The 23,077-nt window shown below is 70.5% G+C and carries 16 protein-coding genes; 7 read left to right on the top strand and 9 right to left on the bottom strand.

Annotated elements, in window-relative coordinates:
- The first annotated feature begins 123 nt into the window (after nt 1–123).
- Nucleotides 124–2,202 carry a glycerophosphodiester phosphodiesterase family protein gene (locus ACN27F_RS05640; protein WP_421431543.1) on the top strand — a complete coding sequence of 693 codons (2,079 nt, stop codon included), beginning with the start codon at nt 124–126 and terminating at the stop codon, nt 2,200–2,202.
- 31 nt (nt 2,203–2,233) lie between these two features.
- Here the strand turns inward: ACN27F_RS05640 and ACN27F_RS05645 are convergent, their stop codons facing one another.
- From ACN27F_RS05645 to ACN27F_RS05655, 3 genes are all read right to left on the bottom strand, one after another.
- On the bottom strand, nt 2,234–3,454 hold the full coding sequence (locus ACN27F_RS05645) for a glycosyltransferase (protein ID WP_421431544.1): 1,221 nt from the start codon (nt 3,452–3,454) through the stop codon (nt 2,234–2,236).
- A gap of 128 nt (nt 3,455–3,582) precedes the next feature.
- Nucleotides 3,583–4,065 carry a type II toxin-antitoxin system PemK/MazF family toxin gene (locus tag ACN27F_RS05650; protein WP_421431545.1) on the bottom strand — a complete coding sequence of 161 codons (483 nt, stop codon included), beginning with the start codon at nt 4,063–4,065 and terminating at the stop codon, nt 3,583–3,585.
- A 90-nt stretch (nt 4,066–4,155) separates the two neighbouring features.
- Nucleotides 4,156–6,768, bottom strand: coding sequence for a rhamnogalacturonan lyase (locus ACN27F_RS05655; protein WP_421431546.1), 2,613 nt, complete (start codon nt 6,766–6,768; stop codon nt 4,156–4,158).
- Between the two features lie 623 nt (nt 6,769–7,391).
- On the opposite strand from ACN27F_RS05655, the gene ACN27F_RS05660 reads away from it, so the two are divergent.
- The 5 genes from ACN27F_RS05660 to ACN27F_RS05680 are packed head-to-tail and all read left to right on the top strand — an operon-like array spanning nt 7,392 to nt 12,742.
- A complete protein-coding gene (locus ACN27F_RS05660; protein ID WP_421439994.1) occupies nt 7,392–8,906 on the top strand; it encodes an ABC transporter substrate-binding protein in 1,515 nt (504 codons plus the stop codon).
- A gap of 9 nt (nt 8,907–8,915) precedes the next feature.
- Nucleotides 8,916–9,860, top strand: coding sequence for an ABC transporter permease (locus tag ACN27F_RS05665; RefSeq protein ID WP_421431547.1), 945 nt, complete (start codon nt 8,916–8,918; stop codon nt 9,858–9,860).
- Nucleotides 9,857–10,717 (top strand): ABC transporter permease, encoded by an 861-nt coding sequence (locus ACN27F_RS05670; RefSeq protein WP_421431548.1) that lies wholly within the window; start codon nt 9,857–9,859, stop codon nt 10,715–10,717. The genes ACN27F_RS05665 and ACN27F_RS05670 overlap by 4 nt, the downstream gene beginning before the upstream one ends.
- Nucleotides 10,718–10,767: 50 nt before the next feature.
- Nucleotides 10,768–11,754, top strand: a complete 987-nt coding sequence (locus ACN27F_RS05675; RefSeq protein ID WP_421431549.1) for an ABC transporter ATP-binding protein — start codon at nt 10,768–10,770, stop codon at nt 11,752–11,754.
- Nucleotides 11,747–12,742, top strand: a complete 996-nt coding sequence (locus ACN27F_RS05680; protein ID WP_421431550.1) for an ABC transporter ATP-binding protein — start codon at nt 11,747–11,749, stop codon at nt 12,740–12,742. Before ACN27F_RS05675 ends, ACN27F_RS05680 begins: the two co-directional genes overlap by 8 nt.
- Nucleotides 12,743–12,763: 21 nt before the next feature.
- Here ACN27F_RS05680 and ACN27F_RS05685 read toward each other — a convergent pair whose 3' ends face one another.
- From ACN27F_RS05685 to ACN27F_RS05700, 4 genes are all read right to left on the bottom strand, one after another.
- Nucleotides 12,764–13,360 carry a PadR family transcriptional regulator gene (locus ACN27F_RS05685; protein ID WP_421431551.1) on the bottom strand — a complete coding sequence of 199 codons (597 nt, stop codon included), beginning with the start codon at nt 13,358–13,360 and terminating at the stop codon, nt 12,764–12,766.
- A 176-nt stretch (nt 13,361–13,536) separates the two neighbouring features.
- Nucleotides 13,537–15,156, bottom strand: a complete 1,620-nt coding sequence (locus tag ACN27F_RS05690) for a cellulose binding domain-containing protein (protein ID WP_421431552.1) — start codon at nt 15,154–15,156, stop codon at nt 13,537–13,539.
- Nucleotides 15,157–15,234: 78 nt separating this feature from the next.
- Nucleotides 15,235–16,500, bottom strand: coding sequence for a pectate lyase (locus ACN27F_RS05695; protein WP_421431553.1), 1,266 nt, complete (start codon nt 16,498–16,500; stop codon nt 15,235–15,237).
- Nucleotides 16,501–16,652: 152 nt separating this feature from the next.
- On the bottom strand, nt 16,653–18,104 hold the full coding sequence (locus ACN27F_RS05700) for an RICIN domain-containing protein (RefSeq protein WP_421431554.1): 1,452 nt from the start codon (nt 18,102–18,104) through the stop codon (nt 16,653–16,655).
- Nucleotides 18,105–18,369: 265 nt separating this feature from the next.
- On the opposite strand from ACN27F_RS05700, the gene ACN27F_RS05705 reads away from it, so the two are divergent.
- Complete coding sequence (locus ACN27F_RS05705) at nt 18,370–20,583, top strand: sigma-70 family RNA polymerase sigma factor (RefSeq protein ID WP_421431555.1); 2,214 nt, start codon at nt 18,370–18,372, stop codon at nt 20,581–20,583.
- A gap of 42 nt (nt 20,584–20,625) precedes the next feature.
- Here ACN27F_RS05705 and ACN27F_RS05710 read toward each other — a convergent pair whose 3' ends face one another.
- Nucleotides 20,626–22,845 (bottom strand): heavy metal translocating P-type ATPase, encoded by a 2,220-nt coding sequence (locus ACN27F_RS05710; RefSeq protein ID WP_421431557.1) that lies wholly within the window; start codon nt 22,843–22,845, stop codon nt 20,626–20,628.
- Complete coding sequence (locus tag ACN27F_RS05715; RefSeq protein WP_421431558.1) at nt 22,842–23,054, bottom strand: heavy-metal-associated domain-containing protein; 213 nt, start codon at nt 23,052–23,054, stop codon at nt 22,842–22,844. The genes ACN27F_RS05710 and ACN27F_RS05715 overlap by 4 nt, the downstream gene beginning before the upstream one ends.
- Nucleotides 23,055–23,077: the final 23 nt, after the last annotated feature.

Below are 23,077 nucleotides of genomic sequence, written 5' to 3' on the forward strand. Positions count from 1 at the left end.
GGTGCACCGGTCGAGTCCCGTGCGCCTGCGGTTCACCTGGTCGACGCCCGCCGAACGCCGACTGGACCGATCCGGGCAGCAGCATGCCATCGGACGTGACGGATCGACCAGACAGGACGTCTCATGGTCACTTTTCGATGGCGGTGGCGCCGGCTCCTCGGCAGCGTGCTCGCCGCCGCGACCGCCGCGACCGGGCTGATCGGCCTGGCCGGGCCGGGCGCACCAGCCCAGGCCGGCGGGCGGCACGACCACAGTGGGCTGTTCGACCTGCAGGCCCACCGAGGTGGGCTGGGGTTACGGGTGGAAAGCACCCTGGCCGCTTTCGGCAACGCGCTGCAACTCGGCGTACGCACCCTCGAACTCGACGTACAGATCACCGGTGACGGGCAGGCGGTGGTCACCCACGACCGGCGGATCAGCGCCGCGAAGTGCGCCGACACCGCGCCGGCGCGCCCGGGCGACCCCGACTTTCCGTACGTCGGGAAGTACGTGCACACGCTGACCCTCGCCCAGGTACGCACCCTGGACTGCGGCAGTCGTACGCTGCCGGGCCATCCCGGCCAGACAGCCGTGCCCGGCGCCACCATGCCGCTGCTGCGCGAGGTCCTCGCGCTGGTCAACCGCTACGGAGCCCGCGACGTACGGCTCAACATCGAGACCAAGGTCGAAGCCGGCGCGCCACACGAGACCGCGCCCCGGGAGCAGTTCGTCCAGGTCACCGCCGCCGAGATCCGCGCCGCCGGACTGCTGCGCCAGGCCACCGTCCAGAGCTTCGACTGGGGCGCGCTGATGCGGATGGGTGAGGTGGAGCCGCGACTGCCGCTGGTGGCCCTGACCAACTACGACTTCCTGCAGGTCGGCCAGCCGGGCGCGTCGCCGTGGCTGGGCGGCATCGACATCGACGACTTCGGCGGAGACCCGATCCGGGCGATCAGGACCTTCGGCGCCAGCGCCTTCTCCCCCGTACACGGATTCCCGCAGGACGGCACGGTCACCGACCCCGACTACCGGCCGTACGTGACCAAGGACCTGGTCCGGCACGCGCACCGGCACGGCATCGCGGTGGTGCCGTGGACGGTCGACGACCCGCCGACGATGGCGAAACTGATCGACGACGGGGTGGACGGCATCATCACCGACTACCCGGACCGGCTGCGGGACCTGCTGGCGCAGCGCCGGATGCGGCTGCCGAGGGCGTACGCGTCGCCGTTCGACGTGCAGGCCCACCGGGGTGGGCGCTGGGAGCGCCCGGAGAACACCCTGCCCGCGTTCGCCCACTCGCTGGCCGATCCGGCGGTGTCCACCCTGGAGTTGGACACCGGAATGACCCGGGACGGACACCTGGTCGTGCTGCACGACCGGACGATCTCGGGCTCGCACTGCGCCGACACCGGCCCGGTCCGCACCGGCGACCCGATGTTCCCATACGTCGGCAAGCTGGTCCGCGACCTGACGCTGCGCCAGCTCAAGACCCTCGACTGCGGCTCGGTGCCGGTGCCGGCCCTGCCCGAGCAGGTGCTCGTGCCGGGTGCCCGGATCCCGACCCTGGACGAGGTGTTCGCGCTGGTCCGCGACAGCGGCCGGCGTGACATCCGGTTCAACATCGAGACGAAGATCAGCCCGATGGTCGACGACACCGCCCCGTACCGGGTCTTCACCGCCGCCCTGGTGCACGCGGTCGAGCGGGCCCGGCTGGTGGACCGGGTGACGATCCAGTCGTTCGACTGGCGGACCATCATGCTGGCCCGCAAGCTCGACCACCGGATCGCCACGGTCGCCCTGGTCTGGCAGTACGGGCCGGCCGAGTGCGCGTCGCTGGCTGACGAGTGCTCACTGCAGGCCGTGTACGGCGACCCGTCAGTGACCAGCCCGTGGACCGGCGGGCTGGACTGGTGGGACCACCGCGACCTGGGCAAACTGGTCCGCGCCGCTGGCGCGTCGACGGTGTCGGCGAACTGGCAGGTGCACGACCCGGATCAGCCGACCGTGGTCGATCCGGACTGGTACCTGCGTCAGGACCCGCGCTACTTCCACGGGCCGACGGTGCCGGTGTTGCAGCAGCGGGACCGGCTGCTGGTGGTGCCGTACACGATCAACGACGCCACCCACATGCAGCGGGCGATCGACCTCGGCGTGGACGGCATCATCACCGACGATCAGCGGACGCTGATCGAGGTGGCGATCCGTAACGGCCTGCGCTAGCCCCGACCCCCCACCCCCGGCGATCTTGGACTCATCGCGAGGATCCGTCCGTTTTGCCGCTCGATAAGCCCAAGATCGTCGAGGTGGGGGTCGGGGTGGGGGTGGCGGGGAGCGGGGTGAGGTGGTGGGCGCGGAGGAAGCCGTCGACCGCCGCCGACCAGGGGAAGCGCTCGGCCCGGCAGCGGGCCGCCGCACGCCGGGCCGACACCGGGCGGGCGGCGAGTGCGCAGATCGCGTCCGCGTAGCCGTCCCCGCCGCCGGCCACCGCCAGCCCGGCGCCACCGATCACCTCCGGTAGTGCGCTTTCCGCAGCGACCACCACCGGGGTGCCGCTGGCCAGGGCCTCCAGGGCGGCCAGGCCGAACGTCTCCACCGGCCCGGGCGCGATCACCACGTCGGCGCTGGCCAGCAACCGGGCGACCTCGTCGCGGTCACTGACATAGTTGACGAAGTGCACGTTCAGCCCGACCTCGATGGCATGCGCGCGCAGGCCCGCCTGGCGGGGGCCGGTCCCGACGATCACCCCGACCGCGGGTACGTCCCGCTCCCGCAACGCCGCCAGGGCCGCGAGGACCCGCTCCGGGCACTTCTCGGCGGACAACCGGGCGCAGTGCAGCACCAGCAGTTCACCGTTCGGCGCGTAGCGCCGGCGTACCGCCTCGTCGTGCCGCCGTGGATGGAACTGGTCGAGGTCCACGCCGAGCGGTACCCGTACCAGGTTGTCGGCGCCGATGCGGGTGAACTCCCGGGCGGCCCACTCGGTGGTGCACACGACCCGGTCGTACGCCGCGGCGGTGGCCGTGTTGAGCCGGTCGGCGATCCGATCGGTGATCCGGTCGGTCAGTTTCGTCGGGCCGTCGGCGCGCCCGCCGAACGGCAGCCGCAGCAGACCGTCGAGCGTCTCGTGGGAGACCATCAACGCGGGTACGCCGTGCCGGCGCGCCCACTGGCCGGTCCACCGCAAAGTGGTGCGGTCGGAGACCTCCAGCCGGTCCGGAGCGAGGTCGTCGAGCAGGCGACGCACCCGGGAACGGCCCAGCAGCACCCGGTAGCCACCGGTGCCCGGCACCACCGGGCCGGCGACGGTGATCACCCGACCCTGCGGCGTGTCCTCGTCCGCGTCGGCCCGCCCGGGCACCAGCAGCACCGGATCGTGGCCGGCGGCCAGATAGCCGGTGCCGAGCTCCCGCAGCGCGGTGCGCAACCCGCCGGAGCTGCCGGTGATGAAATTCGCCAGTCGAACGATCCTCATGATGCCGTCACCATTTGGCCAGCATGGCGGCCGCCGGGCGGCGGACAGGACACAGGATCGTGACGTGTCGGCGAACTGTGATCGACGGTAATCTTCGTGGTCGCCGCCGCAGGCGGACGGTGGCCGGGTCAGGACCAGCCGTAGCCGGCCCGCAACGCCTGGCACACCCGGTCGAACCGGCCACGATCCAGGATGGCACCCTCGCGCCGGATGCTGTCCTCACGCATGGTGAGTACCCGGTCGAGTCGGATCCAGCTCGGCCGACCGTCGTCGCCCCAGGTCCCCAGCGACAGCCAGTGCCGCTGCCCGTCCCGGTCGGACTGGCTGGACAGCATCAGCCCGAACAGGGTCCGGCTGCGCCGACCCACCACCAGCACCGGACGGTCCTTGCCCTGGCGGGGGTCCTCCTCGTACGACACCCAGGTCCAGACGATCTCCCCCGGGTCGGCGTGCCCGTCCAGTTCCGGGGCGTACGACAGCTGTCGCCGCTGCAGCGCGGCGACCTGCCGGGGCCGGGCCAGCTTGGCCGGTGTCGGGCGTCGTTGCGCCGGTACCCGCTGGCCGGCCAGGCGGCCGACGGTCGACGTCACGCCCTGCCACAGTCTTCCCACGGCGCAAGAGCCTAGCCGGACCGCCGGCCGGTGGTGTGCGGCGGGTTCGCAGCCCGCCGCACACCGCTGCCACGTCCGCCGCCGCCGGACTCAGTCGAGCATCCCGACGACGGTCCGCGCCTGGTGGGTCAACGTCGCCGCGGCGGCCGGATCGACCCGGTCGGCGTGGTGCGGATGCGCCAACTGGTGCACGAAGCGCTGCAACGCCTGCACCGCCTGATCGGTTCGGCCCCGGTCGAGGTGGTGCTGTGCCTGGTCCAGCGCGGCGGTCAGCCGGTGGGTGATCGGTCCGGTGATCGCGCCGTCGCGGCGGAATCCGTCGTACGCGGTCCGCAGCGCCGCCAGGCTGCCCGGCGCCCAGTAGTCCGGCACCGGCACCTGGCTGAAGTCGGTGTCGGCGGCCAGGTAGAAGCCGGGGTACGACGGCTGGTTGTAGGTGGTCTGCTGGCGGGCCACCTCGACGCGGTACTGCGGGTCGTGCATCAGGGTGTAGAGCTTGCGGTCGGTCAGCTCGGTGCTGAGGTAGATCCGGATCGCGGCGCTGTCGACCGTACGGACCAGCATCTCCTCCCGCCAGTCACCGAGAACGTCGGCGACCAGGCCCGGGTTGCCCTTGGTGTAGTTGTTGGTCCGGGTGTCCTCGGCGGTGAGCAGCCGGCCCCGGCGCCAGTCCTCGATCGTCGGGGTCTGGTCGATGGCGCCGTCGACGATCTGGGTGGTGCCGTCGGCCGCCCATCTGATGCTCATGTTCGTGCCGGGGATCTGCGAACCGAGCGGTTCTCCGGTGGCGGTGTGCAGGCCGAGTCCGCTGACCGCCCAGACCTCGTGGCCGGGCAGGTCCGGATCGATGTCGCCGATCATGCCGCGTCCGGTGTCCACTCCGGAGTACGCGCCGAAGATCACCTCGCCGGTGGCTGCGTCGAGCAACCCGTGCCCGTACGGCGCCCACCGCCCGCCCTCGAAGACCATGTATGCCTCCAGGCCGGGGCGGTCCGGGTCGATGTCGGTGACGTGCATGGCGTCGCCGTGGCCGAGCCGGGCCGTGGTGCCGGGCGCCGCGCTCTGCGGCGGCATCTGCGCGAAGGCGCTGTAGAGCAGGCTGCCGTCGTGGTCGATGGTGGCGGCTCCGTAGACGATCTCCTGGCGGCCGTCGCCGTCGACGTCGGCCGCGCTGATCGAGTGCTGGCCCTGGGTGGTGATGGTGGCGAACTCGTCGTCGGTGCCGTCGCGGCCGTGCGGCGAGTCGTTGAACGGGTTGGTCATCGGCGTCCAGCCGCTGTCGACGTACCACTGCTCGGTGAGCCTGCGCCCGTCCCAGCCGTAGGCGACCAGCGTGGAACGGGTGTAGTAGCCGCGGGCGAAGACCGCCGACGGGCGCCTGCCGTCCAGGTAGGCCACTGCCGCGAGGAACCGGTCGACCCGGTTGCCCGGCTCGATGCGCGACATCGCGTAGTCGCCCCACATCAGGCCGTCGTCGTGGCGGCCGGGCTTGTAACGGACGGTCTGCAACTCCCGCCCGGTGGCGCCGTCGAACACGGTCAGGTACTCGGGCCCGTCGACGATGAAGCCCTCGAATGCGCGCAGGTTGTTGCGAGTGCTGCGGGCCGGGGCGTAGACGTCGACGAAGTAGTCGGCGAGGGTCTGCGCGTCGGCCCGCGACAGCGGATAGTCGTACGTCGGTTCGATGCCGAACGCCGCCTCCAGGGTGGCCGGCCAGTTGCCGGCGACCACCTCGGGGTGGGCGTGCCAGCCCTGGAACATCGCCACCAGGTGGTCGTAGTAGTCCGCGGCCGACATCCGGTAGTCGTCGCTGTGCGAGTAGCCGGCCCGCCGGTCCGACTTCGGCATGGTGACGTAGCGCTCGCCAGCGATTTGGCCGTCCGGACGGTAGCTGACGGTCTTCGTGCCCGGGGCGGTCTTGAGCATCATCTCGCAGCGGCCGTCGCCGTCGAAGTCGTAGACCAGGAACTGGGTGTAGTGGGCACCGGCCCGGACGTTGACCCCGAGGTCGATGCGGTGCAGCAGGGTACCGTCCAGGCGGTACGTGTCGAGGTAGACCGGCCCGGTGTAGCCGACCTGGGAGACGTCCTTGGAGTTGGACGGGTCCCACTTGACGATGAACTCGTACTGCCCGTCGCCGTCGACGTCGCCGACGCTCATGTCGTTGGCGGAATAGGTGTACGTCTCGCCGACCGGGGTGACACCGTCGGCCGGTCGGCGCAGCGGCAGCTCGTAGTAGTGCTGCGACCAGGGCGACACGGTCGCGCTGCGGTCGACCTCGGTGCCGTCGACCACGGCGGCGACCTGGTAGCCGGCGGTCATGCCGCCGTCGGTGTCGAGGTAGTTGGTGGCGTCGGTGACGGTGGCGATGTGCTCGCCGTCGCGGTAGACGTGGAAGTCGGCGCCGGCCATGCCGGTGCCGGTGTGGCCGGTCACCTCGTGTCCGAGCAGCCGCCAGCTGAGGAAGACCCCGTCGTCGGTGGCGGCGGCCACCAGGCCACGGTCGAGGTGTTCGAGTTGGACGGCGGCCGGGCCGGGATGGCCGCCACCGTGTCCACCGCCGCCCTGCCCACCGCCGTCGGGATACGGTCCGGCTCCGGCGCTGGCCGGGACGGTGGCCAGCAGCAGGACGGTGGCGGTGGTGGCGGCGATCGACGTGGTACGGACACGTCGGCGACGGTGACGCGGAGTGGGACGGCGCATCGCGATCTCCTGGGGTCGACGGCGCCGGTCGCAGCCGGATGCGGGCGGGCTGGCTGTCGGGCTGGCTGTCGGAACCGGCACCCCGTGATGAACATGAAACGATACAACTCGATGAAGGCTATGAATGTCCATCCATGATTGTCAAGACCAGGTTTCACCTGCGATAACACCGGATGAAGCGGCCAGCCGGCGGCGCGGCCCGCTGGTCATGAACCGTTCCACCTGGCCGCCGGGGGCCGACCGACCGGGGTGACGGCACCTTGGGTCACCGAGTTGTGACCACCAGGTCGATCGACTAGGGTCGGTTCTCAGCACGGCCGGGCAGGCACCCGGCCGACCAGAGGCCCGGCCACGCGCCGGGCCGGCGGCGACGAGATGTCGAGTCCGCCGGACCGTCGACGGTGGACAGCGGCGGTCCACCTTGGCGGGGGGCCACCACCGACCGGCCACTGTTCCCAGACGGTCACCGTCCCCAGCCCGTCAAGCCCGTACCGGCGACAACGAGGTAGGAGAAGACGGTGAACCGCACCCCTGCATCCCCGTACCGGTGGATCGCCCGCACCGGGCGGGCCCGGCACCAGGCCGGCGGCGCCGGCGGACCCGGTGCCGGCCGCACCGGCCGCATCGGCCTCGTCGCTGTCGCCGCCACCGTACTCGCCCTCGCCGCGTGCTCGACCGGCGAGTCGCTGGAGCCCGACGGCGATGCCGCCCCGTCAGACGGCACCCTGGTCGTCGCCATCTCCAGCGAGCCGGACAGCCTCGACGTGCACGTCTCCACGGCTTCGCCGACCTTCCTGGTGCTGGAGAACGTCTACGACACCCTCGTCGAGCCGGCACCGGACCTCAGCTTCCAGCCCGCCCTGGCCACCGAGTGGGCGGTCAGCGACGACCTGCTCACCTGGACCTTCCAGCTGCGCGAGGACGTCACCTGGCACAACGGCAATCCGTTCACCGCCGATGACGTGGTGGCCAGCTTCGACCGGATCACCAACGCCGAGGTCGCCGCCAACGCCTGGCGGTTCGAGTCGGTCGACGAGGTACGCGCGGTCGACGACCACACCGTCGAGTTCGCCCTGAACCGGCCCACCCCGAATCTGCTGGCCAACATCGGCGGTTTCAAGGGCATGGCGATCGTCGCCCCCGAACTGCTCGACGGCGACGGGCTGACCAGTGACGCGATCGGCACCGGCCCGTTCCGGTTCGTCAGCTACACCCCGGGTGACCGGATCGTGCTGGAGGCCAACCCGGACTACTGGGGCGAGGGCCCGTACGTCGACCGGGTCGAGTTCCGGTTCATCTCCGAGTCCACCACCGCGCTGACCAACCTGCGTACCGGCGCGGTGCACCTGACCAACAACATCCCGCCGCAGGAGATCGCGGCGCTGCGTGACGACGCCGACGTCGAGCTCGGCCAGCAGGCCAGCAACGACTACTGGTACTTCACCTGCAACTTCGACCGGCCGCCGTTCGACGACATCGACGTACGCCGGGCGCTGTCGTTCGCCATCGACCGCGAGCAGGTCGCGCAGGCCGCCTTCTTCGACGCGGCCACGCCGATCCAGTCGGCGATGCCACCGGGCAACTTCTGGGCCACCGACTACGCTCCGTTCAGCTACGATCCGGACCAGGCTCGCGAGCTGTTGTCCGGCGCCGGTGTCGAGGACCTCACGATCGACCTGATGCTGACCAACGAGTTCCCGCACACCCTGCAGGCCGCCGAGGTGATCGCCAGCCAGTGGCAGGACGTCGGCGTCGACGTGGAGATCCGCACCCTGGACTTCGCCAGCTGGCTCGACGAGCAGGGCAACGGCACGTACGACTGTTACATCCTCGGGTGGCTGAACAACCTCGACGGCGAGTACGCCTACTACGCCCAACACCACTCGCAGGGATCGTTCAATTTCCACGGCTACGCCAACGCCCAGGTCGACCAGTACCTCGACCAGGCCCGGGCCAGTGTCGAGGACACCGAGCGGCGCGACCTCTACCACCAGGCGGCACGGCTGATCATCGACGATGTCAGCTACGGCTACCTGTACAGCCCGCAGGCCGCGTTGGCCTGGGTGCCGCAGGTGTCCGGGGTGGAGCTGCACCCGGACGGCAAGACCCGGCTGCGCACCGTACGGTTCGCCGGCTGACCTGCCGTCATGGGGCGCTTCCTGCTGCGGCGGGCGCTGCAGACGGTGGTGGCGATGCTTGGCGTGAGCATCGCGGTGTTCCTGATCGTCCACCTGGTGCCCGGCGACCCGATCCGGCTGGCCCTGGGCACCCGCTTCGACGAGGAGCTGTACCAGGCGATGCGGGCCCGCGCCGGGCTGGACCAGCCGCTGCTGACCCAGTACGGCCGCTGGCTGGCGCGGGCGCTCACCGGTGATCTCGGGGTCAGCTTCCGCAGCGGTGAGCCGGTGACCCGGCTGCTGCTGGCCCGGCTCGGCCCGACCAGCCTGCTGGCCTTCGCCGCCCTGGCGGTGGCGTTGGCCATCGCCCTGCCGTTGGGGGTGGTGTCCGCGGTGCGCTCCGGATCGCTGGTCGACCGGGCCGCCACCGCGTTCAGCCAACTGTGGGTCTCGGTGCCCGACTTCTGGAGCGGGATCATGTACATCCTGCTCTTCGCCCTGGTGCTCGGCTGGCTGCCCGCCTCCGGCTACGTGTCGCCACTGGACGATCCGCTGCGGGCGGTGCGCCACCTGGTGCTGCCGGCGGTCACCGTCGGGTTGATCTCCGGGTCGGTGCTGACCCGGTTCGTCCGTTCCGCGGTGCTGGAGGCGATGCACCAGGACTACGCCCGCACCGCCCGGGCCAAGGGCCTGTCCCGTTGGCAGACGGTACGCCGGCACGTGCTGCCCAACGCCTGGATCTCCATCGTCACCGCCGTCGGCCTGCAACTGGGTTTCCTGCTCGGCGGCGTCGTGGTGGTCGAGGTGATCTTCGAGTGGCCCGGGTTGGGCCGGCTGGCCTACGACGCGGTGGTGCGGCGGGACTACAGCCTGCTGCAGGGCGCGGTGCTCGCCATCGCGCTGATGTTCCTGCTGGTGAACTTCCTGGTGGACCTGCTCTACAGCTACCTCGACCCACGGGTACGGCACCGATGACCCGCCGCGTACTCGTCCTGCTGCTGGGCAACCGGTTGGCCCTGGCCGGGTTGCTGGTGCTGGCCGGGCTGGCGGTGGTCGCCGTGTTCGGCCCGGCGTTGGCACCGTACGACCCGAACGCGGTCGACGTACCCGGCCGGCTGGCCGCGCCGTCGTTGGCGCATCCGTTCGGCACCGACAACCTGGGCCGCGACGTGCTCAGCCGGGTGCTCGCCGGCGCCCGGGTGTCGCTGCAGGTCGGCCTCGTCGCGGTCGGCATCTCGCTCGGCGCGGGCCTGCTGATCGGCCTGGTCGCCGGCTTCTACACCGGGCCGGCCGACGCGCTGCTGATGCGCACGATGGACGTGCTGTTCGCGTTCCCGGCGATCCTGCTGGCCATCGCGGTGCTGGCCATTCTCGGCCCGGGGATCACCAACGCGATGATCGCCATCGGCATCGTCTACACCCCGATCTTCGCCCGGATCGTGCGGGCCGCGACGATGGTCGCCGCGACCGAGCTGTACGTCCGGGCCGCCCGCGCGGTCGGCGCCTCCGACCTGCGCATCCTCGTGCGACACGTGCTGCCGAACATCACCGCGCCGGTGATCGTGCAGACCTCGTTGAGCCTGGCCTTCGCCATTCTCGCCGAGGCGGCGCTGTCCTTTCTCGGCCTCGGGGTGCAGCGCCCCGATCCGGCCTGGGGCCGGATGCTGGCCGAGGGGCGTGACTTCGTCAGCCAGGCACCGTGGATGGGCATCTTTCCCGGCCTGGCGATCTTCGTCACCGTGCTGGCGTTCAACGTGGTCGGCGACGGACTGCGCGACGCGCTCGACCCCCGGCAGCGTTCGGTGATCGAATCGAGAGGGGCGGCCCGGTGACCGGCGAGCCCGTACCGGCAGAACCCGTACTGTCGGTACACGATCTGACCGTGCGCATCGGCACCCGGCGCGGGGTGGCCGAGGTGGTCAACGGGGTCAGCTATGCCGTGCGGGCCGGCGAGACCCTGGCGATCGTCGGTGAGTCGGGTTCGGGCAAGACCGTCGCCGCGCTGGCGGTGATGGGGCTGCTCGACGAGGCCGCCCGGGTCACCGGTCAGGTGCTGCTGGGCGGGGTCGACCTGCTGGGCGCGTCGGAACGACAGCTGTGTCGAATCCGGGGCAACGACATCGCGATGGTCTTCCAGGACCCGATGACCTCGCTCAACCCGGTCAGGACCATCGGATCCCAACTCGTCGAACCGATCGTGCTGCACCGGCAGGCCGGCGCGGCGGCCGCCCGAGACCGGGCGGTCGAACTGCTCGCCGAGGTCGGCCTGCCCGACGCGCACCGGCGCCTCGACGACTACCCGCACCAGTTCTCCGGCGGCATGCGCCAACGGGTCATGATCGCGATGGCATTGGCCTGCGAGCCCCGGGTCCTGCTCGCCGACGAGGCCACCACCGCGCTGGACGTCACCACCCAGGCGCAGATCCTCGACGTGGTCGCCGGGCTGCAGCGCCGGCTCGGCTTGGCGGTGGTGTGGATCACCCACGACCTGGGTGTGGTGGCTGGCATCGCCGACCGGGTCGCGGTGATGTACGCCGGGCGGATCCTGGAACAGGCCCCGGTCGAGGCGCTGTACGCCACGCCGCGGCACCCGTACACGGCCGGTCTGCTGGCCGCCGTCCCCCGGGTCGGCGGTGCGCGACCCCGCCGGTTGCGGACCATTCCCGGTCTGCCGCCCGACCCGGTGGCGTTGCCGCCTGGTTGCCCGTTCTGGCCGCGTTGCGGCTACCGGCACGACGAGCGTGCCGCCACGCAGGTGCCACCGCTGCGTACGGTCGGCCCGGACCATCTGGTCGGTTGTTTCTACGACATCGACGGCGGCCCCGCCGGGCACGGCACCGGCAGCGGCTCGGGTGGTGGGCATGGCTGAACCGGCGCTGCTGAACGTGACCGACCTGCGGGTGCACTTCCCGAGTGCCGGCGGCGGGCTGCGCCGGCGGCCGGGCGCCGCGGTCCGGGCGGTCGACGGGGTGAGCTTCGGCGTGGCCACCGGCGAGACGCTGGGGCTGGTCGGCGAGTCCGGGTGTGGCAAGAGCACCACCGGGCTGGCCCTGCTACGACTGATCGAGCCCACCGCCGGTCAGGTCACCCTGGACGGGATCGACCTGACCACGCTCAGCCGCCGGCGGATGCGGGCGATGCGCCGCCGGGTGACGATGATCTTCCAAGACCCGTACGCGTCCCTGGATCCCCGGATGACGATCGGCTCGATCATCGCCGAACCGCTTGCCGTGCACGGACTGCACCGGGGGTCGCGGGCCCGCCGGCACCGCATCGGCGAACTTCTGGAGTTGGTCGGACTCGACCCGGGTCACGCCCACCGGCATCCGCACGAGTTCTCCGGCGGGCAGCGTCAGCGGGTGGGCATCGCCCGCGCACTGGCCTGCGAACCCGAGCTGATCGTCGCCGACGAGCCGATCGCCGCGCTCGACGTGTCGATCCAGGCGCAGATCATCAACCTGCTGGAGGATCTGCGCGACGAACTCGGGTTGGCGTACCTGTTCATTGCCCACGACCTGGCCGCGGTCGGGCACCTCAGCGACCGGATCGCGGTGATGTATCTCGGTCGGATCGTGGAGGTGGCCGACCGGGCCACGCTGTTCGACCGGCCGGCACACCCCTACAGCCAGGCGCTGCTGTCCGCGGTGCCGTTGCCGGATCCGGTCGCCGAGCGGGCCCGGGAGCGGATCATCCTGCGGGGCACGGTCCCCTCCCCCGCCGATCCACCGAGCGGCTGCAACTTCCGGACAAGATGTCCTGCGGCGTTCGACCGGTGCGCGGTCGAGGATCCGGTGCTGACCGTACGCGGCGACGGTCACCAGGCGGCCTGCCATCTGCCTGGCGGCCGGCCGGGCTGAGACGCGACGGTGGCTCGGCCGTCAGCGGTCACCGGCGGCGTCGTCAGCCAGGATCGCGTACAGCTTGCGCCGGGTCTCGTCGAGCACCGCCAGGGCACGTTCCCGCTGCTCACCGGTGCCGTTGAGCATGACGTGCCGCAGCGCGTCCATGGCCTGCAGCCCGGCGTCACGCACGTCGTGCCAGCTCTCCACGGTCTCCGGGGCGAGCTCGGTCCACGGGGCCTGCTGGGCGGCCTGCTCGGCCTCGGGGCGACCGGCGTCGGTCAACGCGTACTGCCTGCGACTGCCGCCGGTGTCGTCGACGGTGCCGACGATCAGTCCCTCGTCCTCGAGTAGCTGCAAGGTGGGGTAGATCGATCCCGGGCTCGGCCGCCAGGCACCGCCGGTGCGGGAGTCGAGCTCCCGGATCATCTCGTAGCCGTGCATCGGCCCCTCCACGAGCAGGGCGAGCACCGCGGCGCGGACGTTCGGGCGACGCCGACCACGCCCGCCGCCCCGACCACCCATCCCCCGACCACGCCATGGCCCCGCGCCGGGACCCGGACCGAACGGCGGGAAACCGAACCCGCCTCGCATCCATGCTTCCGGTCCGCCGTGGAACCGGTGGTGAAACTTCATGTCCTGCCTCCTACGATGGCTTGTCGATACACCAACGATATATCGCCAAACCATCGCCGACAACCGCCTGGCCGCCCGCCTCCGGGCAGGACCTCGGCCGCACCGCCGATCCAGAAGGACCTGGCCCGGATGCTGACAGCGGACCTTCTGAATCGGCGAGATCAACGCGGGGCGGCTCAGCTGCGCGCGCCGAGGTTCGGGTAGCTGCGCGGGAGCAGGAAGTTCGAACTCCGGATGCTGCCGTCGGCGGCACGTGGCCCGGTCAGCACCGACGGGTCCGTGCTGGCGAGATCCGCGCTGCTCCAGGAACTCTTGATGTCCCACGAGTTGCCGGTCGCCGTCGAATTGCCCAGCGACACCCCCGCGCCGTTGCCGACCGCCAGGTTGCCGGTCAACCGGGACGTGGAGTTGGCGAACTTGAACCCGCCGTCTCCGTTGCGCCAGGCGGTGTTGCGATCGACGGTGATGGTGCCCGGGTTGCCGTTGTCGATGAAGCCACCGACCGCGTTGTCGAACGCGAAGCTGTTGCGGATGGTGTGATTCGCCGGCGGGTCCGGGTCGCCCCCGCCCATCTTGAACCCGTTGCCATCGCCGGTGTAGTCGGGCAGGTTCCACCGGTTGACGCCGTTGCCCCAGGCAGCCGAGTCCTCGACCAGGATCGGCGAGGTGAACAACCAGGCGTCGAATCCGTCGTCGGAGTTGTTCCACAGCCGGGCACCCCGCACCACGTTGCCGCTGCCAAAGCCCTCCTTGATGGCCAGGCCGTCCGCGCTTTCCCCGTTCTTGCGCGGATCGCGGTTGCCGTACGAGTCGAGGTTGATCACCTGGTTGTTGCTGGCCGCGCCCTGGATCTGCAGGCCGGACTCGTAGTTGTCCCTGGTGATCAGCCGTTCGAAGACGTTGTTGCTGCAGTCGCGGCAGAAGATCGCGTACGGGCCGTGGGCGATTTCCAGGCCCCGCACCCGCCAGAAGTCGGCTTCGATGTGCAGCACACCGCGTTCGAGGTTCGGGATGCTGCCGCCGACCGGCGCCGGGGTGTGCGGCAGGTTCTCGCCGTCGAGCACCACCCGCTCGCCCTGGTAGCTGGTGATCGTGTACGGGTCGGCCGCGGTGCCGTCCTTCATGATCCGCACGTTGGTGCTGAACTGGTACGTACCGCCACGCAGCGCGATCGTCGTGCCCGGGGTGGCCAGGGCGACCGCCCGGGCCAGTGTCGCCAACGGGGCGGCCGACGTGCCGGCGTTGGCGTCGTTGCCGTCGGTCGCCACGAACAGCGTGTCAGCCGACGGCGTGGGGGGCGGCGCGGTGGTGGCCGGCGGCGCGGTCGTGGCCGGCGGCGCGGTCGTGGCCGATGGCGGGCTGGTCGGCTCGCCGGGTCCGGTGCAGACCGTGCCGTTGAGGGTGAAGGTCGACGGCACCGGATTCGACGAGTTGTCCCAGGTACCGTTGAAGCCGCCGGCCACGGTCGCGCCGGTCGGGATCGACGCCGTGTAGCCCGCGCTACGGGCGACGATGGCGCCGCTGGCCGGGTCCGCGGTGAATCCCCAGGACTGGGTGATCGTCTGGCCGGCGGTGAACGTCCAGCTCAACGTCCAACCGTCGATCGGCTCGCCGTGGTTGGTGATGGCGAGGTTGGCGCCGAAGCCACCCGGCCACTGCGCACCGATGGTGTAGGTGACCTGGCAACCGGCGGCGGCGTGCGCCGACAGCGTGGCCACCCCGGCGGTGGTGACGGTGACGGCTACGGGTGCGAGGATGGTCGCCGCCAGCATCGCCCGACGCGGGTGTCGAGACATGAGCATCTCCTGGTGTGTCGACCGGCGGTCAGCCGGTGGGCGCGCGGGACTACGCGCCCACCGGGCGACCTGTACGGGTCAGCGATAGGTGAGGTCGGACGAGGAGTAGAGGCAGTTCGTGCTGTCCGGGCCGGTGCCGACCTGGCTCGGCTCGTCACCACTGCTGTTGCCGTTGTACTTGCGGCAGATCACCATCGAACGGCTGGAGTCGTTGACGATGGTGATCCCGCTGAACCGGGCGGTGTCACCGTAGTTGACGTTGATGCCGGCGACCGTGCTGCCGGGCCGGGTCAGCGTCACGTTGCGGATCACCACGTCGCGCTGATGCTGGGTGGAGCAGTTGCCGCACGAGCGGTAGAAGGTGCCGAAGTTACTGGCCTGGAAGTTCTGGATGGTCAGCGTGCCCGGACCGTTGTGTTGGAAGACCTTGTCGCTTGCCGCACGGGCACCACCGCCATCGACCAGGAAGCTCGGGTCGCCGCTGCCGCGGAAGGTCGCGGCGTCCTCACCGACATCCTCCCACCACACGTTGCGCAAGGTGCACGGCCCGGAACAGTGCACACCGTCACCGGCAGGGGCACCGATGATGACGTTCTGCAGGGTGGCTCCGGCGGCGAGTCGGAACACCGGATCCTGGCTCTCTTCCTGACCGCCGTCGCCGATGCAGCAGTAGCGACGCATGCCACCGTCGAGCGTGCCGGATACCTCGATCGTGCCGTTGACGTTGACCTGCCCGGTCGGGGTCGGCCACGAGGTCGGCGGCGGCGGTGGCGGGTTGCCGCCGTTGACGGTGATCATCTGCCATTGCTGGTTCCAGCCGTTGAGGTCGGTGTAGCCGGTGAGGGCGCCGCCGTCGGCGGTGGACCATTCCCAGACGTCGATGACTTTGTTGCTGTGTCGGTTGACGAAGCGGACGTAGCCGCTGTCGGAGTCGGCGAGGCGGAAGTGTTGGCGGGTGGTGCCGTTGTCGGGGTTCTGGACCAGGGCGGTGCCGTCGGTGGCGTTGGGGAGTTCGAGGAACTTGCCGCTGTGTACGGAGCGGATGCGGTAGTAGCCGCTGCCGACGTCGACGAACTGCCACTGTTGGACGGCGAGGTCGTTGCGGGTCCATTGGACGATGGGTGCGCCGTCGGTGGTGGCCCAGTTGTAGAGGTCCATGGCTTTGCCGCTGTGTCGGTTGACGAACACGTAGGTGGCGCCGGTGTCGACGGTGGCGGCCGACGCCGCGGTGACACCCACGGCACCGATCGCCGCGGTGGCGACCGCCGCGGTCGCTGCGGCCAGGATCGCCACGCGCCGTCGGCTTCGGCGGCCGCCGGGGACGGCAGCCACAGGTCGGTTCATGGTTGCGTTACCTCCTAGGACGGATCCGTGACCGCACTGGCCACGTGCATGAAAGCGCTTTCCAGCATCGTATTGATAGGTTTCAATTACATCAACGCCCATCCCCGGACGCCCGGCGTGTCGAGCCGGCCGGGCGCCCGGGAGCGCGTCGGTCAGCCGATGGCGGCCTGCGGGCCGGAGTAGGTCGACACCAGGCTCGGCACATCCGAGGCAGGGTGCAGGGTGTACGAGTAGAAGCCGCTCGGATCGAACGCACTGCCCTTGGACGTCACCCGCCCGCTGCGCCAGCTGCTGTTGACGGTGATGTTGCCCCGCTGGACCAGTTCGCCTTCCTCGACGTAGTACGGGTCACGCACGTTGTCGTAGTAGCTGTTCTCGATGACCGCCTTGGTGTAGCCACGCACGTAGTTGCCGTACCCGGTGACGTTCCGCAGGTAGTTGTTGTACATGTGCAGGTACGCCAGGTTGTCCGCGCTCGGGTTGCGGGAGTTGGTGCCCCGGAACCAGTTGTGGTGGATGGTCATCCGGGCGGTCACGTTGTCGGTCCAGCCGATACCGAACGTCTTGTTGTTGTCGAGGAACTGGTTCCACGACACGGTGATGTTCGTGGCGTCCTTGCGGCTGTCCAGCAGACCGTCGTTCATCCGGGCGAGCCGGTTGTGGTCGATCCAGATGTTCGACGCCGTGTCGATCTGGATGGCGTCGTAGTCGTAGGCGTCGTCGTCCGGGTCGTCATCGGGCATGAGGGTGTCCCGGATGGTCAGGTTCCGGATGATCACGTTGCGCACACCCGTACCGATGAAGAAGCCACCACTGACGATCTCGCCACCGGTCCCGACCCCGATGATCGTCTTGTTCGACGCCACCCGCAGTTCGGTGCCGCGCGGGCTGATGGTGATCGACCCGGTGACGCGGATGACGTACGGCTCGCTGGCCGTCACGTACCGGTTGAGATCGGCCTGGTTGGCGACGGTGACGGTCTGGCCACCGGCACCACCGGTCGTGCCCTGGGCGAACCCGTCCGGGATGTTGCCGTACGGCACGCCACTACCGACCCGGTGCAGTTGCCATTGCTGGTTCCAGCCGTCGGTGTCCGTGTACTGCGAAATCCGCCCACCATCCGCCGTGGACCACTCCCACACATCCAACGCCTTACGACTGTGCCGATTAATCAACCGCACAAAACCACCATCCGAATCCGACACCCCAAAATGCTGCCGAGTATCCGAACCCGCCGCCTGCTGCGTCAACTCCGCACCATCCTGCGCACTCGCCACCTGCAACACCTTGCCCGAATGCCGCGACCGCACCTGGTAATAACCATTGTCCACCGGCACGAACTGCCACTGCTGCACCGCAAGATCATTACGCGCCCACTGCACAATCGGCGCACCATCATGCGTCGCCCACTCGAACAAATCGATCGCCTTACCACTATGCCGCGACGTCAACACGTAGTACGCACCCGTGTCGATCGTCGCCGCATGCGACGGCGACACCGTCACCGCCACCGTCGACACCACCGCCACCGGCAACGCCACCACGACCACCGCCACGGCAGCCCACCGACGGGTCGCTCTCTCGAAGATCTTGAGTCTGGGCATGGTCTTCCTCCTCGTCGACGGGTCGGCTGCCGGTTGCCGGACGGAGCAGCAGACGGTCACACAACGCACACGCCGCTCTAGACGGGAGCGGCATTTAGGTGGACGTCCCAACTAACTCGGGGATAACAGGAACCGGTAGGAAAATCTTGACGCAGTCCCGACAGCAGGAACATCGACCCCGGAAGTTGACCTTCTTTACAGACGAACATCACTGTGTCACCATCGGCGTGGGTGAGACGTCGACCAGCAAGGCAACGGTGCATGCATGACGCAAAGTAGCGCCGAGGTTGAGCCGGACCTGCGCGCCCTGGTGCTCGACGCCCAGGGCGGCGATCGACGGGCGCTCAACGAACTCCTCACCGGTCACCTACCGCTGATCTACAACATCGCCGGTCGCGCCCTGCACGGCCACGCCGATGTGGACGATCTGGTACAGGAGACCGTGCTCAGGCTGATCCGCGGCCTGCCGTCGCTGCGCGACCCGGATCGCTTCCGCTCCTGGGCGGTGTCGATCACCTACCGACAGATCCAGCAGTACCTGCGGGACCGCCGACGCCGGCTGCTCCGTATCCAGGACGGCGTGGTTCCCGCCGACCTGGCCGATCCCGATGGCGACGTCGCCGAGCACACCATCGGGGAGCTGATGCTGGCCGGGCAGCGACGCGAACTCGCGGAAGCGGTTCGATGGCTCGACACCGAGGACCGACACCTGCTCGCCCTGTGGTGGCAGGAGGCCAGTGGCGGACTGACCCGCGCCGAACTCGCCACGGCGCTGGACGTCTCGCCGCCGCACGCGGCCGTGCGGTTGCAGCGTCTGCGTGAGCGACTCGACGCCAGCCGGGCGGTGGTCCGGGCGCTGCGCGGCGCCCCCCGCTGCGCCAGCCTGCACGACGTGCTGGAGGGCTGGACCGGCAGCACCGACAGCCGGTGGCGCAAACGGCTGGTCCGGCACACCCGCTCCTGCGACCAGTGCGGCGTCCACCGGCTGGGCCTGCTCGCCCCCGACGAACTGCTGCCCGGCATCGCACCGCTGCCACTGCCGCTGGCGCTGCTGGAGGGCGTGCGCATCGCCTGCGAAGCGGCGGCACCTGTGGCGTTGGTCCCTGCCGCCAGCGCCGGACAGTCGCTCGGCCAACTGGTCCTGACCCAGCTACACGGGCTGTTCCCGCACAAGACAGCGGCGGCGGCAACCGCCGTGACCATCGCCGCAGCCGGCGGATTCGCCTTCGCGGTGCACGAGGCCCCGCTGCCCGACGCAGGCGGCCCGATCGCGATCGCCACCCCGACCGCGGCCCGCCGGGCCGCCGTGCCGGCGATCCCGGCACCGGCGGCAGACTCGCCGTCACCGCCGGCGACGTCGGTGCCGACACCGACCTCGGTCACGCCCGACGGTGTCACCACCGCCGACGTGTACGTCGCACCGGACGGCTCGGACGACAACGACGGCAGCCGGCAGCGGCCCTACGCCACCCTCGGCAAGGCGGTGTCCGTCGTCCAGCCGGGCCAGACCATCGCGCTGCGCGGCGGTACGTACCGGCCGACCGAGCCGGTGGTGATCGACACCGACGCCGAGCCGCGGCGTCGGATCACGCTCAGCAACTTCTCCGGCGAACGCCCGGTCATCGACGCCAGCGGTGTGCCGGCAGACAAGTGGATGGTCACCCATCGCGGCAGCTACTGGACCGTGCAGGGGCTGGAGGTGATCAACTCGGCCAGCCACGCGTATGTCTGCGTGTCCTGTCGGGACAACGTCTTCCGCCGGTTGTCGATGCACCACAACGCCCGGTCGGGACTGACACTGCGCGACGACGGCACCACCGGCAACCAGGTGCTGGACAGCGATTTCTACGCCAACTACGACCCGGCGGAGGCCGGCGGCGCCGGCATCGGGCTGGCGATCAAGTTCGGCAGCGGCACCGGCAACGTCATCCGGGGCTGCCGGGCGTTCGACAACGCCAGCGACGGCTTCGACGTCGGACACTTCGCCGATCCGGTCACGTTGGCGGCCAACTGGGCGTACGGCAACGGAGTCAACCGTTGGGACGTGACCGGCTGGCGGGGCCCGGCCGACGGGTTCCGCCTCGGCGGAGGCAGCCCGGCACCGGCCACGGCGCACCTGCTGCGGGGCAACGCCGCCTGGGACAACACCGGTCACGGGTTCGCCGACGGTGGCAACTCCGGTGCGCTGGAACTGACCGGCAACACGGCGTTCCGCAACGGCGGCACCGGCTTCCACCTGGCGGTCCCGCAGGCGATCCTGCTCGCCAACGCGGCCGTCGACAACGGCACCGACGTCGCGTCGCTGGACGCCGCCCGGTCGCAGGGCAACACCTGGGACGGTGGATCGTGGTCGGCGGCCATGTTCCGGTCGACCGATCCCGCCAGCGCGCAGGGTCCGCGCCGGCCCGACGGGCGGTTACCGGAGACGACCTTCCTGACCGGCGACAGCGATGTCGGTGCCCCGATGACCGTCCCCTGACCGGCGAGGGTCGCAGACCGGTCCGTCGGCCCGCCCGGCCGGTCAGCCCCTCGGGCGCCACCGGGACAGGCGCAGGCTGTTGCCCACCACGAGCAGGCTGGAGCAGGCCATGGCGGCGGCGGCCAGCAACGGGCTGACCAGACCGAGCGCGGCAAGCGGAATCGCCAGCACGTTGTACCCGAGGGCCCAGCACAGGTTTGCCTTGATCACCCGTAGGGTCGCCCGGGACAGCGCGAGCGCGTCGGCGGCGGCGTGCAGGTCGATGTCGCCCGCACGAACCCGCAGGACGGTAATGTCGCTCGCCTCGATCGCGACGTCCGCGCCGGAGGCGACGGCCACTCCCAGGTCCGCCTCAGCCAGTGCGGCCGCGTCGTTGACCCCGTCGCCGATCATCGCGACCGTTCGCCCAGCGGCCCGCAGCGCCTTGATCACCTGCTGCTTCTCCTCCGGCAGCACCTCGGCGATGACCTCCGGGTCGCCGAGCTGGGCGGCGATCGGACCTGCTGCGGCGACAGTGTCGCCGGTCAACATCACCGGCCGCATCCCCATGTGCCGAAACCGGTCGAGGGCAGGCGTCGCGGTCGGGCGCAGCCCATCCGCCACCACGATCAGGCCCTGGTCCCGTCCGTTCCACGCGACGTGCACCGCCGTATGCGCACCGTCGGGTGCCGGCAGCGGGGCGGCGACGCCGGCCCCGTCGAGCATGAGCGCTCTGCCGATCAAGACCTCACGACCGTCGACCCGGGCACGGGCACCGAGCCCCGGTAGCGCGACGAACCCGTCGCCCTCGGGTAGCTCGGGGCCGAACTCGGTGACGGCCGCCTGCACGATCGCGCGGGCGATGGGATGTTCGGCGTACTGTTCGACCGCCGCGGCGTACCGCAGCAACTGTCGACGGTCCATGCCGGGGGCCGGCAGTACCTCGACGACACGCATCCGACCGGTGGTCAGCGTGCCGGTCTTGTCCAGTACGACGGTGTCGATCCGGCCGGCGGACTCCAGCGCCGCCGCTCCCCGGATCAGCACCCCCAGTTGGGCTCCCCGTCCGGTGCCGACCAGCAGCGCGGTCGGCGTGGCCAGGCCCAACGCACAGGGACAGGCGACGATCAGCACGGCGACGGCGACACCCACCGCGGTGCCGAGGCCGGCGACGGCCCACCAGCCGGCGAGGGTGGCCACGGCGAGCACGACGACAAAGGGTACGAAGACCCCGGCCACCGTGTCGGCGAGACGCTGCGACTGTGCCTTGCCCTGCTGTGCCTGGGTCACCAGCCTGGCGACCTGCGCGAGCCGTGTCTGCTCGCCGACCCTGGTCGCGCGGACCAGCAGCCGTCCTCCCGCGTTGACGGTGGCACCGACCACGGCCGAGCCCGGCCCGACCTCGACCGGGACGCTCTCACCGGTGAGCAGGCTGACGTCGACGGCGCTCGCGCCCGCCTCGACCACCCCGTCGGTGGCGATCTTCTCTCCGGGTCGTACGACGAAGCGGTCACCGACCCGCAGCCGCCGCACCGGTACGCGCCGTTCGGCACCGTCCGCACCGACCACGGTGGCCTCGCGCGCCCCGAGCGCCGCCAGCGCCCGGATGGCCGAACCGGCCCGATGCCGGGCTCTGGCCTCCAACCAGCGGCCAGCCAGCAGGAAGGTGACCAACGCGGCGCCGACTTCGAAATAGACGCCGTGGCCGTGCCGTGCCGGCAGCCAGGACATCGCCATCCGCATGGCGGGGTCACCGGCACCGCCGGCCAGAAGTGCCCACCCGCTCCACAGGTAGGACACGAGGGCGCCCAGCGAGACCAGGGTGTCCATGGTCGCCGTGCGGTGCCGCAGCCCGGCGACGGCGGCCCGGTGGAACGGCCAACCCGCCCACCAGACGACGGGTGCGGCCAACGCCGCGACGAGCCACTGCCAGTAGTCGAACTGCAGTGCCGGCACCATCGACAGCACCACCACCGGCAGCGTGCCGGCGACCGCGCCGACCAGTCGCCAGCCGGCGGTGACTGCCGCCGCCGCACTGCCCGCGACGGGATCCGGCAGGCTCGGGGGCAACGCCGAGTAACCCAGCGCCCGGATCGTCTCCAGCAGCTCGGTCACCGGTACCGCCGCCGGATGCCGCACGTACGCGGTCTCGGTGGCGAAATTGACGGTGGCGGTCACCCCGTCGAGCCGGTTCAGACGACGTTCGATCCTGCCCGCGCAAGCGGCGCAGGTCATCCCGCCCACCTGCACAGTGGTCGTCCGCGCCTCGACCGCGACGGTCACGACGTACGGCCGATCAACTCGAACCCGGCGTCGTCGACGGCGGCGCGCAGGTCTTCGATCGGCACTTCGCCGACGCTGACCACGGCGACCGTGCCCGCCGGCAGCTCGACCCGTACGGCTTCGACGCCGGGCAGCGCGGTGATCGTCTTGGTCACGGCCTGGACGCAGTGATCGCAGTTCATGCCGCTGACCTGATAGGACAGTTCCATGGGTCCTCTACTTCGGTTCATGA

The sequence above is a fragment of the Solwaraspora sp. WMMB335 genome (genome assembly GCF_049179075.1).
GTDB lineage: Bacteria > Actinomycetota > Actinomycetes > Mycobacteriales > Micromonosporaceae > Micromonospora_E.